Source organism: Rubripirellula reticaptiva (assembly GCF_007860175.1).
GTDB classification, from domain to species: Bacteria; Planctomycetota; Planctomycetia; order Pirellulales; family Pirellulaceae; genus Rubripirellula; species Rubripirellula reticaptiva.
In genome coordinates this window covers 557,647-570,666 of sequence record NZ_SJPX01000002.1, presented here as the reverse complement: position 1 = coordinate 570,666, position 13,020 = coordinate 557,647, and the positions used below count along the sequence as shown (strand labels likewise).

Genomic DNA, 13,020 nt, shown 5'->3' with positions numbered 1-13,020 from the left:
GCGGTACTGATCAGTCAAAGCTGAACGGCAACGCGGTGTCGTCACTAATGTTGATCGTGTCTGACGATGGTCCAAAGACTTCATCGATATTGATGTCTTCGGTATCACTGATCACGGTCGAGCGATCAACCATCGCCGTGCGTTCTTGAGGCTGGCCGATGTACGACGAAGAGTCGCTGTCAACTTCGGCGAACGGGAACGTATCGCTAGGGCTGCTGTAGACACTGTCCAACCGATCCAAAGCGTCGATGACGTCTGTCTCGATAGCATCTGAATCAATCGAGTCGATATCGATCTCGTCCGACTCGGTCGGTGCGGAGCTATCGTCCAGTTCTTGATAGAACGGATTGGCTCCTGCCGGCTGGGGCGTTGGCGAGTTCGAGTACATCATTGGTTGAGCAGGCTGCATAGCTGCTGGAGGTGCCGAGGACACTTGAACCTGACGCCAGTGGCCGACACCATCTTCCTCGGCTGCACGAGCCCCTTGTGGGAACCCTTGGAACCAAGCGTTGACGGCGCCTTGGCCGTTGGACGATTGATAACGCCAACCCCAATATTCTGACGGAGCGATCGCCGGGGTGCATGCGTGGCCGCCTTCGGCGACTTCCATGTAACCCTTGATGAACCCGTCTTTGAATTCGCGTCCATTGCACTGGCTGCGGAACTGGTCCTTGCGACAGTGCCATGCTTTCTCGGCTAACGCTTTGTTGCGATAGCCAATCATGAAGTCGTCGATGCAATCGGATTGAGTCAACGACCGGCCGAGGCCTGCCGTCATCGTGCATCCGGTCGAGCCAACTACAATCAAGCCGAGGCAACCAGCAACCACCAAGCGTCGCATTTTGCGAATCGCAGGTGACGCCGGGGTGCTCTTTTTGATCGCAGTGGTACCAACGGAAGCAGGTCCCAGCGATTTTGTCGCGACGGTATTCAACTTGGCCTCTTCGGCCCAGTCTGATTTGTTCTGTTGAAGTGCTTTCGCACCAATGGAACGAATCGCCATGTCGGCCCCCCTTGGCTACAACGGCATTCGGTATGTCAATCATTCAGGTAGAGCGGGTCGTATCGGTTAGACACGTCGCCCTGGACTTTCTATCGCCTCAATCCCCCTGCGGGTTTAAACAAAAACACCGGAAATCCGATCTGTGCCGAACAATCCGGCAATATCGATCGTGACTGTCAGGCCAGGCTGCCACCCCCGAAGAATCGTATGCACTCGGAATAACACGAACCGCCGTGTGAATTCTTGCGGTATTTGGTCGTTCACTAGTTTTGTCTGCCCAGTCTGGCTCTATAATGGCAGCCATGTCGAAACAGGTCTCAAACGGCAAGAACAGATACTTTACCTAGACTCACCAAACCGACCATTTGGTGTTCTGCTAGCGATCGTCGCTTTTCACTCGACCCCTTTTCTTTTCCGCGTCGGCAGACTTTTATGGCCCCTCTGATCGCTATCTCACTAATCATCGCCACGGTGACGGCACTCATTCTTGTGCCGGTTGTGCGTAAGGTGGCAAGATCGACCGGGATGGTTGATCGCCCGGATCAGACTCGAAAACTGCAAATCAACGCGATCGCGTTAGGCGGCGGTGTTGCCGTTTATGTTTCTCTGGCGATTGCTTTTGCTTCGACAATCGTCATTGACCGCCAATTCTTTGGCAGCACACTGGGGGATGTCCATTACCGGTGGTACCTACTCTTTGGCGCAGCTGGGGCAATGCTCGTTGTTGGTTTGGTCGATGATGCTTGGGGGCTTCGCGGACGTCAAAAACTATTGCTGCAGTGCTTGATCATTGCCGGATTGGTTGGCAGCGGTTCGGTCATCAAGTCGATCGGTGTGTTTGGTCTAGAGATTGATCTCGGCCTGCTGGCGTTTCCCATCACCATGTTGTGGTTATTGATCGCAGTCAATGCACTCAACCTGATCGACGGTGCTGACGGGATGGCGACGACGGCGGGGACGATCATCTGCATCGGAATGGGGTTCTCTGCTTTGCACTTCGGTTCGACACTAAGTGTTGTTCTGGCGTTTTCCCTGGCCGGATCGCTGATTGGTTTTTTGAAGTTCAATCGACCACCGGCAAGCATCTATCTTGGTGATGCAGGCAGCATGATGATTGGGCTGTTCCTGGGCGTGCTAGCGATCTGGTGCAGCTTGAAGGAGTCGGCTGTTTTGGCCTCCGCACCGATCGCGATTTTGGCGATTCCACTGTTCGATTCCAGTGCAGCGATTCTGCGTCGTTGGTTGACCGGCCGAAGCATCTACGTGACTGACCGTGGTCATCTGCATCACCTGTTGCAGCTGAAATTTGGTAACCGAAAGATGTTGTTGGTTGTCGCTGGGCTTTGCTCCGTCACGACCGTCATGTCAGTTCTGTCGCTGTATCTAAATATGCCATGGCTCGCGGGAGTCGGTGTGGCGATGGTTTTGGTGTTGTGCATTTACACTCGAACGTTCGGACACGCCGAGGCTCGATTGCTGTATGGACGAGCCACTAACTTCGCGCACTCGTTCACCATGAATTCGGCTAACTGTCAAACACTCAAACAGCAAAGACGAGTTCCTCTTCAGGGACTCGGTCAGTGGGAAACGGTTTGGGAACCACTCGTTGAATTCGCCAAAAGTCACGATTTGGCTCGAGTAAAAATCGATCTGAACCTGGCGTGGCTGCACGAGGGATATCACGCCAATTGGCAAAGTGTCCGGCTGCCTGAAAAAGCTTATCAGCTAAATGTTTCACTGCCATTGTTCACTCACCGTCTGGGAAACGACAGCCAGCCCGTGCAAATTGGTCGGCTGGAAGTGGTGGCACTTGCTAAAGACGCACGGTCGTACCAAAAAATTGCTGAATTAAGCGATCAATTGATCGATCTGACACCAGAAATCGATCGAATCGTTGGTCGCCTTGAAAGCATTCGCAAGCCAACGGTGCCGGCTGTTTCGATGCCCGTTTCGGTTGCAAGGGTCGAGGAATCAGCCGAATCTGCGCTGCACAACGCGTAGTTTTCGGGCCCCAAATCGACGGTGTCATGCCGTCTGGCCAATTTTTTTGGCTTTGCCCTGTATCAGCCTTGACAGCCCATCCCGGCAGTGGCTATTCCCACTGACAGCCAAGGCTTTGAACGCTGCCGACGCGCCCAAAATCCCCTGCGACGCCATGGAAGTGTGTCGCTTAAGATCTTGTTGTCGCGATGTGTCAGCAGCAGAAGAGTCAGAGAAGTGATAAGTCTTGGCCAACATCGGACGGGAGCGGACAACAACTCAGGTTCAGTCATCTAGGCGACACCTCGGTTTGTGAATCTGTCCCACTTATTGAAGTCTCACCGCGAAGAAGGAGTGTCGCGTTGAACCGCCTCGTACCTAAATCCAATCGTCGCCGATCTCACCGCCGTCTGGCCTTGCTTGCCGCTATGTGCATGCTGCCCCACGTCGATGCGTCAGCCCAATTCGCGCTGCCCGTCCCAACCGACGGCGCCACGCAGGCCGCTAGCACGTCTCCATCGACGCTTGCTGCTGGTCAACAGAAAATCGCCGAAGTCCGGCAGGCCATCGCTGGCCAGGACTATCAAACGGCGGTTGAATCCTTTCGAGCTGTTTGGGCCATTCAGTCCAAGTTTCCGCAACTTGCAGGTGATCTGCAAGCGGTGCGAGGACAACTCGAAAATATCGGAATCGATTCAGCACTGCTGACGATGCCGCCTAGACCGCCCGTAGCGAGGATGCCCGAGATCGCTGATGCGATCCCAATGGAAGGCTTCTCGGCTGCATCAGCGCTGTCTGATCCAAAACAAGAAGCGTTGCGTTTAGTCGCAATTGGCCGCGCCGCGCTCGACCGTGGCGACGTGACCACGGCGCTGGCTGTGGCCAGGAAAGCCGAATCGATGAAGGTCCCCGAAAAGGACTTTGCGCCTGGCGAACCTCGTGTTTGGCAACTCGTACTTGACGCTGAATCGGCCGGTCGTCGTAGTGGTGTGGCTCAGGTGTCTGGCACGATGCCACTCGGCGATCCATCGCTGGTGCAACCAGCTCTGGCCCAGAACCAAGCGAACCCAGTTTCGCAGATGCTGTATGCCGCCGAAGCTGGTGGGTCGGGCGTTCAGCAGGTGCAAAACATCGAACCACTTGCAATGGCGCCCGCCGTCAATAGCCGCAATGCGACCGCAAGTAAGTTGTTTGACGAAGGCATGAAAGCGCTGACGTCGGGTGATAAGTCAGCCGCACTCGTGAAGTTCCGCGAAGCGTGGAAGTACGAAGCAGACTTGGACCTCAATCAACGCCAACTGCTCAAAGACAAGCTGACGTTGTTGCAACCAACTCGATTGGGTGCGCCTTCGCAAACTGCTGGCTCGGAAAATGGCGAGCTTTCGCCAATCAGCAAGGCACAGCTTGAGAGCCAAGAAAAGACGCGTCGCCTTTACCGCGAAGTCACGGCCGAACTGGCGAAGACCGAGCAGGACAAAACTGCGGCGCCGCTTGATGCGCTTGATCAGCTTGAACGACTGCGTCGCCGAGTTGATGATTCCGACATCGATGACACTGCCAAGCGTTCGCTAGCCGTGATGGTTGGCCGAGCGATTGCAGAGCAGAACAAATACATCACGGCAAACCGTGCGAAGATCGATTTGGATCTTCAAAACGATGCGGTCCGTATGCAGATGGAACAAGAGGATGCTCGTGAATCCCGCATCGACCACGAAATTTCCAACTTGGTCGAAGAGTTCAATGGTTTGATCAAGGAAAGTCGTTTCGAAGAAGCTGAGGTTTTGGCCAAGCAGGTCCAAGAGCTGAAGCCAGAAGATCCGATCTCGATCAGCATGTTGCAGCGGAGCCGCGTGGGAACTCGGATCCGCATGGGGCAAGAAATTCAAGATGACAAGGCAACTGGGTTCCTTGACTCCATGTTGGCGGTTGAACGGGCTGCGATTGCTCCCGATCCCAACCGGCCAATGACGCTTCCGAACGCTGAGGACTGGTCTAATCTGTCTCGCAGCCGATTGCGGGGCCGTGGTGATGGTGATCCTCGTCTAAGTGCCACCGAAAACGCGATCAAGGATAAGTTGTCGACTCAGGTCAACATCAAGTATCGCGATCGTCCTCTCGGTGAAGTGCTGGACGACTTGATGGCTGTCACCGGTGTCCCAATCGTCATCGACGAACGGGCGCTCGGTGTCGTGCGAGTCACGCCAGAATCGCCAGTCACATTGCAATTGCCCAACAGCATTTCGCTCAATAGCGCGCTCAATATCATCTTGGACAAGATGGAACTGACGCATGTGATCGAAAACGATGTTCTGAACATCACCAGCAAAGAAGCCAAGCGAAGCAAGGTCTACCCGGTTACCTACCGAGTGACGGACTTGGTCACACCGATTCCAAACTTCACATCAAGCTATGACGACGGTTTGGCCGGTGCACTTCGCAACGCCTACCAAATGTCAAACCCTCGGACTGATGTCCAAGTGGTTCCAGTTTCGATGACTGACTTGGGGACTGGTATGGCACAGAAAATGTCGCCCATGAGTATGAGCGGCTCAAATGTGCTTGGCCAATACAACTCGATGGGGTCGCAAGGCGGCTTCGGCATGGGGAATCCACCCGGTGGCGGCGGGGCTGGCGGTGCGTCATTCGCCAACTTCGACAACTTGATCGAGTTGATCCAGACCACCGTGGTTCCTGATACATGGGACACGCTAGGCGGGCCGAGCACGATGCGTGAGTACGCTCAAAACTTGAGCCTCGTTATCAGTACGACAAGCGACGTTCACGACCAAATCGCTGATTTGCTTGAATCGCTACGCCGTTTGCAGAACTTGCAGATCACCATCGAAGTTCGCTTTATCACGCTCTCCGATACGTTTGCAGAACAAATCGGTGTCGATTTCAACCTTAGCTTTGATGACAACACCAAGCAGATTCCGGATGATGACAGCGGCCCAAGTGTGACCGTTGGTTGGGATGGTTCGGCCATTCAACCGGACCTGGATATCAAGTTGAACAATGGTTCGGGTGGTATCGTTCCAACATTCGGTAGCACAGGCGTTGCCAACCCGTCGACGCTTGGTTTTGCGATCCTAAGTGACATCGAAGCCTTCTTCTTCCTGCAAGCGATTCAGTCCGATTCGCGGACCAATGTTATGCAGGCTCCGAAGGTAACGTTGTTCGACGGACAATTCGCAAGTATCAGCGACCTGACGCAGCGACCATTTGTGACTAGCATCACGCCAGTCGTCGGTGACTTTGCGGTCGCTCAACAACCGGTCATTGTGGTCCTGAATGAAGGCACTCAGTTGAACGTGCAAGGTTTGGTGAGTGACGACAAGCGATTCGTTCGCCTGACGTTAGTGCCGTTCTTTAGCCAGATTGGTGACGTCAACACGTTCACCTATGAAGGCAGCCGAAGTACTCGTCGAAGCAGTCGGACAGAGAGCGGCGACACCAACGGTGACGGCGTCGTCGACGACAATGATTCGAATGACACGACTGATGAAACTGATGTCATCGAAGGTACGACGGTTCAGTTGCCAACCTTCGCGTTCACGTCTGTCAGCACGACGGTCAGTGTTCCCGATGGTGGTACGATCCTGTTGGGTGGTATCAAGCGAATGTCGGAAGCTCGCCAAGAACGGGGCACCCCGATCTTGAGCAAGATCCCGTATGTCAGTCGCTTGTTCCGCAACACGGCGACAAGCCGTACAGCTCAAAGCCTGATGTTGATGGTGACACCACGGATCATCATCCAGGAAGAAGAAGAGCTGGCTCAAACCGGATTCGATCCAAGCCAACAGTAGACGCCCATCGGAAAACGATCGGTGAAGAAATGAGAAAGGCTCCGCGAAAGCGGAGCCTTTTTTCGTGTTTGCCAGGCATGTTTCTCAACTCGGGGTGCGAGTCCCCTGTCCAACTTGATGGAGGTGAAGGACTAGCGAAGCGCAAGGGCATCCGTCGCGAGGCGGGGTCTGAAGGAAGCGTGTAGCAAAACCACGACTCGACGAACAGGAATCGGATAAGAGGCATGGCAGATGGGACGAGTCCGCACGACAGTGACGAAGTCCTCCATCCATCAAAGGTCTGCTCTGTAAATCCGGCGGGTGCGTGGTGAAAGTCGAGAAACTTAACCTGGGAGGTCTGACGTGTGTCTGGTTGGAATAGCCCCGAGTCGATTGTTACGGGGGCTACGGGCCGGACTGACGACTTCGCAAGAAGCCGTGATCGCGCGTCAGAAGTCAGCAGAGGGCGTAGTAGACGGATGCAGACCGGCGAGGGTCTTAAGGCACTCCAAAGCGAAAGCTGGAGCGTGGAACGCTTGCGTTCCCACAGATAAACCGAACCGTAGTCCCGTCGAAGGCCCGAACGGTCCCCAGTGATGAACCGGGTAAACGGAGCGGCAAGTAAGTCCGAGAACTCATGAACGGCAAACGGCAGAAAACAACAACGCAGCAACAACAATTGCTGCTGACCTTCGCGGCGGAGGGTAGGGATGAAGTTCCCGATGGCCCCGTTGAAGGGACCGTGCCGATCGCGGCGGACTTGAGTACTGAAAGCCCGACAAGTAATGACAAGTTGATGGAACGCATCTGCGATCCGCTTAACTTTGAATGTGCGATGGCGAGAGTCATTGCCAATGGTGGCGCTCCCGGTGTGGACGGCATGACGGTGAAGGAACTCGAAAAGTATTTCGAGCGACACGCCGGCCGGATCACCAACGAGCTTCTTTCGGGAACGTACCGGCCCCAACCAGTGAAACGAGTGGAGATTCCCAAACCCGACGGTGGAGTGCGCAAGCTTGGCATTCCAACGGCGGTGGACCGCGTGGTCCAGCAGGCGATTCTCCTGGTGCTTTCACCGCAGTGGGACGAAACGTTTTCGGACAACCGTTTCGGCTTCCGTCCGAATCGCAGTGCTCACGACGCTGGGCGTCGGCAAGGATCTTGCTGCGCAGACCGCTGGCAGCCGTAAAGGCAACTGGCACAACAGCCGATCTCCAGCCCTGAACTTCGCCTTGCCCGGCAGGGTGTTGGTGGAACTGGGCGTCCCGCTGCTTCTGGAACAACCTGCCAAGAACGTTTAACCAGCCGAACCGCCGTGGTACGGACCCGTATGCCCGGTGGTGTGGGAGGAGGGAGCCCGCGAGGGCTCCCCCCTATCCCGATTGGTTCTCAGCTGGTACGGAGCGCCGCGATCGACGCCAATGCGGAACGCATTTCAGTTCCTGCAATCTGCGACTCTACCGCATTTGTGTCCGCTGCTGGCCGCGAGACGTTAGTTGACCGCAGTCCGTTCTTTCGCAGCACGCTGGAGCGCTTCTTCGACTCGAGCCATCAATGGATCCACGGCAATCTTTTCAACGCCGATGGGCGAATCGGTGGTGCCACTTCCATCGTCGATGCTCGCTTCGGCAACAAATTCTGCGTTGCAGTGCTGGCACGCGACGGTGTAGCCAATCAACGAAGCACGGATCTGGACACGGCGACCGCAGGTCGGGCATGACTGAGTGAATCGGATGGGCATCACAAACTCCGTTAGTGAGGTGGATAAGCAAACAAGCAATCCATAAGGCGGAATGCTATCCCTTGTTGTCGCTTAAGGCAAGCTTAAATCACGCTGCCGTGACGCAAACCGGTCCGTGGGGGTTCGGGATAGGCAGGAATTACGCTTGAAATGGTGACTAGTGTCCCCCGCTGAAGGGGATTTGTGCATCATAACCGTATTCGGTGTCGCTTTTGAGTGTTAATCGCGAAAAGTTTGCGAATGAGGGGACTTCTGATTGGATAAGCAAGATTTTTCGGTGGGTGACGTCTTGAGGGTACTCCCCAAATAGTTTTGAGGCCGATTCACCTCGCTTTAGTGCTACGTGCTGACTTGCATCCGCCAGCCTTCATCGTTGAGTCTCTGGTGGTAATACGGTCCCAATCGCATAGGATTATCGACTCCTGATCAGTGGGAATGCGCATTGGGCGAGCAATCGAGGTTTTGAATCCGTTTCAGGGTCGTTCGTAGGACACTTTTGAGGGCGACAAGGGTCGCGGTGTGAGGGAAAAATGAAGAAGCGAGTTCTGTTTGTTTGCATGGGGAACATTTGTCGATCGCCAGCAGGCGAGGCGGTGATGCAGCGATTTGCTAGCGAGTTCGGAGCTGACGTCGAAGTCGACTCGGCCGGGACCCATGGCTATCACGTTGGCGAGCCGGCTGACGCCCGAATGCGAGCGGCTGCAGAAGCGCGAGGCTATGAATTGTTGAGCCGGGGTCGGCAATTGACGGCCGACGATTTGGATCCCAGTCGCTTCGATCTTGTTTTGGCGATGGACACTGAAAACCATGCGATCATGCAATCGTTGGCGGGAGGGATCAAACCGCACATTCGGATGTTTAGCGACTATCTGGACGACGAGGATTGGCCAACGGACGTGCCGGATCCGTACTATGGCGAAGCAGAAGGCTTCACGACGGTGCTGGATATGCTCGAAGAAGGCTGTCCTATCATCCTGCAAACGCTGACCGGCGAAGACATCTTTGCTGGCGACTTTGACGATGAATGACTGCTAAGTTTGCCGAACTCGAACTAGGACCATTAGGTCTTCGGACACGCATCAGCGCGATGTCCGTGAGGTCGCGTCTATTTTACGGGGGCAAGTTGCTTTGGTTTACGCGTCCGTCGTTCACGCTTGAAGCGAATCTGGCAGCCGATGGGGACTGTTTCGGTGATTTCGGGTGACTTACCAGCCAGCACTGCGTCGATCGCGGAGGCAACGTAGGGCTTCGTCACGTTTTTTCCGTCGGGGCTGTCGTCCATCGAGCCCATGTAAACGACGTTTCGTTTGCCATCATCATCTGCTTTACCAAGCACAAAAAATTCGGGCGTGTACTTTGCTCCGAATCGCTTCGCGATCTGCTGCGTCTCGTCGTACAGATACGTGAACTCGAACGACTTGGCGATCGCTTTCTGCTTCATTGCTTCCAGCGAGTCTTCGTCGATCGTGTTGACATTGATCGCAACGATTGCGACGTCTCGCGCCGAATAGTTTTCGTGTAGCCAAACAAGTCTGTCTTCAGCGTCACCGGCATAGGGGCAACTGTTGCAAGTGAAAGCCACCACCACGGCGCGGTAATCGTTCGTTTCGCTGGATGAATGCAGCTTGTCATCAACGCCGATCAGTTTGTCCCACTGCGGCGCGGGATCACCAATGTTGATGAGGCTGTTGAATTCGCCGGCTGGCGCGAGAGCCGTTCCTGCGATGAACGCAAACGCCATCAGGGTAACAAGACGCATGTTTGGACCTTGCTCTTTGGTGCGATTACTAAGCCAACGATCGGAGCACTTCGATGCCTCGATGCAGGGTTTCGTCCGAAGCGGCGAAGCTGATTCGGAAGTGAGTGTCATGTTTGCTGAAGATGTTGCCGGGAATGATCAGCAATCCTTTTTCGATGGCGCGCTCGACGAACTGAGCACCGCTTGCGATTGGCGATTTCGGAAACACATAGAACGCTCCGCCTGGTTTGGCGATTTCATATTTGTCCGACAATCCATCATAAATCAAGTCGCGTTTGCGATGGTAATCGGCAATGTGGCCGTCCAAGTTGACTTCCATCGCACGCAGTGCTCCCCACTGGGCCGGTTGGGGCGAGCAGACGAACGAGTACTGTTGGACCTTCAACATCGTGTTGATGATTTCCGAGGGACCGTGGACGTAGCCGACTCGCCAGCCCGTCATGGCGTGGCTCTTGCTAAAGCCATCGATCACGATGGTTTGGTCGTTGAACGATGCGGGCGACACAAACTCGCCGTCATAGAAGAACCGGCTGTAGATTTCGTCGGATAGCAACGCAATGTTGTGATCAGCCGCAATCCGAGCGACGTCTTTCAATTCGTCTTCGCTAGCCGTTATACCGGTTGGATTTGCGGGGCTGTTGACCAGGATCAGTTTGGTTCGCGGTGTGATGGCGGCTTCGATCTTGGCTGGATCAAGCCGGAAATCAGGGTATGAGTCCACGGGCACGGGCACGCCGCCACACATCTTCAGCAGTGCCGGATACATCACGAAGTACGGATCCAAGTAGATCACTTCGTCGCCGGGATTGATCATCGACAGCATCGCCAGCATCAAACCGCCACTCGTCCCGCTGCTGATAAAGACATCGCGGTCTTCGTGAGGATACTTTGCCGCAATTTCGGCACGCAGCGATTCACGCAACGGTCCGATTCCCTGAGTCGGTGAATAGGCGTTCTTGCCGGACTCGATGGCATCGATCGCAGCCGTTTTGATCTCGTCGGGGACGTCAAAATCTGGCTGGCCGATCGACAGGTTGATCGGGTCTTTCAGTTTTGCCGCCAGGTCAAAGACTTTACGTATTCCGCTGCTTTCAAACGCGGCGGTCCGATCGGCGATCCATGGGTGCATGAGGGTTCGAGATTCGTTGGAGAAAATTTGGTTGAAACCCTGTGCCCGCGTCTGGCAATTCGGCGAGCCGCTTGGGGGCAAGGCGGTCACCAGCGCACGAGTTTCCGCGGTGAGGCGTCCGCGTGTCGGCGAGCGATGACGGGTTATAATGAAGCCACAATTGTAACCGCGAAGTTCCGCTTTTGGCATCCTCTCGAGATCCCGCTACCGTGTCACAGATTCGACTTGTTGAACCCGTCGTTCGTATCTGTGCCGTGATCACGCGTTACAGAGATGCAATGGACTGGGCCATCGAACGGATCAGCCCTTATTGGGGCCCGGTGACGGCGACGTCCGACTCGGTTCCGTTCGAAGCTGGCGGATTCTACGACGCTTCGATGGGTGTTGGATTGACCAAGACCTTGATTGCATTTGGCGACTACCAAGATCCGGGGGGGCTGGCAGACTGGAAAGTTCAAACCAATCTTTGGGAGTCCGATTACGCCGCACTCGGTCGGCACGACGAAACTCGTCCGATCAACTTGGATGCGGGCTATTTCAGTCAGGCCAAGTTGGTGTTGGCAACGATCAAGGATCGTGATCACCGCATCTATTTGCGAGACGGGATTTTTGCCGAGGTCACGTTAAACTATGTCGGCAAAAGGTGGGTGCATCATCGTTGGTCGTATCCAAGCTATCGAACCACGGAAGTCGCCACGTTTGCGCTGCGATTGCGGGCCGACCTTCGCCAGCACTTAGAAGCAACCGGGCAGATCCGGCGGGTCGTTTAAGACGCTATGAAATCGGTTCGGCCCAGCTCCAGCACTAAAACCACTTTCGACACATCGGCGGGACAACCGGCATAATCGGTTGCCTGTTCAAAACCGCGCCCACGGTGGGTCGATGGTTAGATTTGGACGAGGACGTGGTCGGCAAGGATGTTGGTTTCACGCCTGCAATGTTTCACCGCTGCATGTTTCACATGATTCATGTTTCGCAAACCAGGGACGGGATGATGGCTGTACAGAAGTTGCGTTTGTATTTGTTGACTGCGCTGATGGCGTGTCTTTCGGTTTCAGCCCAAGCACACCATCCTGATCGTGAAAACCTGCCCGTTCGGCCTCGCATTGATGTGATTGGACCGATCGGGAATCGGCTGCCGGCTTCTTATCGTCGCACTTACAACCGACCGACAAATATCGGTGGCTGGATCGCATACAAGATCGCGCCTTCGAGCCAGGAAGCAATGGCTTGGCACGCAGCGACTCACCAAAACGCTTACAAGTGCGACCGTCCACGCTTGGAGTCACACTACTTCTATCCAAAACCGTACGAAGCGCTTCGCACCGGACCGCGTCCCAAACCCGACTCGGACACCAATGATGACGCCAAAATTGTAACGGACAAGAAGCCGAGCGACGATTCGGACGAACTAGAACCGATTGTAGATGATCCAGCCGATGCCGAGCTAGCACCGGTTAGCGTCGACGAAGCGGTCGAAAAGATCATGGAACGCAGCAAAGTCCTAGATGCCAGCACGCTGCTGGATACAGGGTTCGACGAATAAAACGAGCGAAACAGCGAGCCGAGATTGCCTGACAAAAAGTTCTTCAACATTTTGTCAGGAACCGTCAAAGTTTACCT

10 protein-coding genes are annotated in these 13,020 nt (G+C 54.9%); 6 read left to right on the top strand and 4 right to left on the bottom strand.

What is annotated here, in order from left to right; genetic code table 11:
- Positions 1–10: 10 nt before the first annotated feature.
- Entirely contained in the window at positions 11–1,003 is a 993-nt protein-coding gene (locus Poly59_RS08365; RefSeq protein ID WP_146533632.1) for a hypothetical protein, read from the bottom strand.
- Between the two features lie 432 nt (positions 1,004–1,435).
- Between Poly59_RS08365 and Poly59_RS08360 the strand changes: the two genes are divergently transcribed.
- The 3 genes from Poly59_RS08360 to Poly59_RS08350 all read left to right on the top strand — a co-directional run bounded on the left by Poly59_RS08360 (position 1,436) and on the right by Poly59_RS08350 (position 7,957).
- Positions 1,436–3,004 (top strand): MraY family glycosyltransferase, encoded by a 1,569-nt coding sequence (locus Poly59_RS08360; RefSeq protein ID WP_146533631.1) that lies wholly within the window; start codon positions 1,436–1,438, stop codon positions 3,002–3,004.
- Between the two features lie 341 nt (positions 3,005–3,345).
- Positions 3,346–6,789 (top strand): type II secretion system protein GspD, encoded by a 3,444-nt coding sequence (locus Poly59_RS08355; RefSeq protein ID WP_246151491.1) that lies wholly within the window; start codon positions 3,346–3,348, stop codon positions 6,787–6,789.
- A gap of 616 nt (positions 6,790–7,405) precedes the next feature.
- Positions 7,406–7,957: a reverse transcriptase domain-containing protein gene (locus Poly59_RS08350; RefSeq protein ID WP_222436062.1), complete on the top strand. Its 552-nt coding sequence runs from the start codon at positions 7,406–7,408 to the stop codon at positions 7,955–7,957.
- Positions 7,958–8,260: 303 nt separating this feature from the next.
- Here Poly59_RS08350 and Poly59_RS08340 read toward each other — a convergent pair whose 3' ends face one another.
- Positions 8,261–8,509, bottom strand: coding sequence for a response regulator (locus Poly59_RS08340; RefSeq protein ID WP_146533630.1), 249 nt, complete (start codon positions 8,507–8,509; stop codon positions 8,261–8,263).
- Between the two features lie 530 nt (positions 8,510–9,039).
- On the opposite strand from Poly59_RS08340, the gene Poly59_RS08335 reads away from it, so the two are divergent.
- On the top strand, positions 9,040–9,537 hold the full coding sequence (locus Poly59_RS08335) for a low molecular weight protein-tyrosine-phosphatase (protein ID WP_146533629.1): 498 nt from the start codon (positions 9,040–9,042) through the stop codon (positions 9,535–9,537).
- Positions 9,538–9,614: 77 nt separating this feature from the next.
- Here the strand turns inward: Poly59_RS08335 and Poly59_RS08330 are convergent, their stop codons facing one another.
- Together Poly59_RS08330 and Poly59_RS08325 are read right to left on the bottom strand one after the other, a co-directional pair.
- Entirely contained in the window at positions 9,615–10,268 is a 654-nt protein-coding gene (locus tag Poly59_RS08330) for a thioredoxin family protein (protein ID WP_146533628.1), read from the bottom strand.
- A gap of 28 nt (positions 10,269–10,296) precedes the next feature.
- Positions 10,297–11,397 (bottom strand): pyridoxal phosphate-dependent aminotransferase, encoded by a 1,101-nt coding sequence (locus Poly59_RS08325; RefSeq protein WP_146533627.1) that lies wholly within the window; start codon positions 11,395–11,397, stop codon positions 10,297–10,299.
- 209 nt (positions 11,398–11,606) lie between these two features.
- Between Poly59_RS08325 and Poly59_RS08320 the strand changes: the two genes are divergently transcribed.
- Together Poly59_RS08320 and Poly59_RS08315 are read left to right on the top strand one after the other, a co-directional pair.
- The gene (locus Poly59_RS08320; protein ID WP_146533626.1) at positions 11,607–12,167 is read left to right on the top strand and encodes a DUF4416 family protein; all 561 of its coding nucleotides are present in this window, start codon (positions 11,607–11,609) and stop codon (positions 12,165–12,167) included.
- A 104-nt stretch (positions 12,168–12,271) separates the two neighbouring features.
- Positions 12,272–12,943: a hypothetical protein gene (locus Poly59_RS08315; RefSeq protein WP_186776095.1), complete on the top strand. Its 672-nt coding sequence runs from the start codon at positions 12,272–12,274 to the stop codon at positions 12,941–12,943.
- Positions 12,944–13,020 lie beyond the last annotated feature (77 nt).

Coding starts and splice junctions, on each gene's coding strand:
- Poly59_RS08365 (WP_146533632.1), bottom strand. CDS start 1,003: ATGGCGATTCGTTCCATTGGTGCGAAAGCACTTCAACAGAACAAATCA.
- Poly59_RS08360 (WP_146533631.1), top strand. CDS start 1,436: ATGGCCCCTCTGATCGCTATCTCACTAATCATCGCCACGGTGACGGCA.
- Poly59_RS08350 (WP_222436062.1), top strand. CDS start 7,406: ATGAACGGCAAACGGCAGAAAACAACAACGCAGCAACAACAATTGCTG.
- Poly59_RS08340 (WP_146533630.1), bottom strand. CDS start 8,509: ATGCCCATCCGATTCACTCAGTCATGCCCGACCTGCGGTCGCCGTGTC.
- Poly59_RS08335 (WP_146533629.1), top strand. CDS start 9,040: ATGAAGAAGCGAGTTCTGTTTGTTTGCATGGGGAACATTTGTCGATCG.
- Poly59_RS08330 (WP_146533628.1), bottom strand. CDS start 10,268: ATGCGTCTTGTTACCCTGATGGCGTTTGCGTTCATCGCAGGAACGGCT.
- Poly59_RS08325 (WP_146533627.1), bottom strand. CDS start 11,397: ATGCACCCATGGATCGCCGATCGGACCGCCGCGTTTGAAAGCAGCGGA.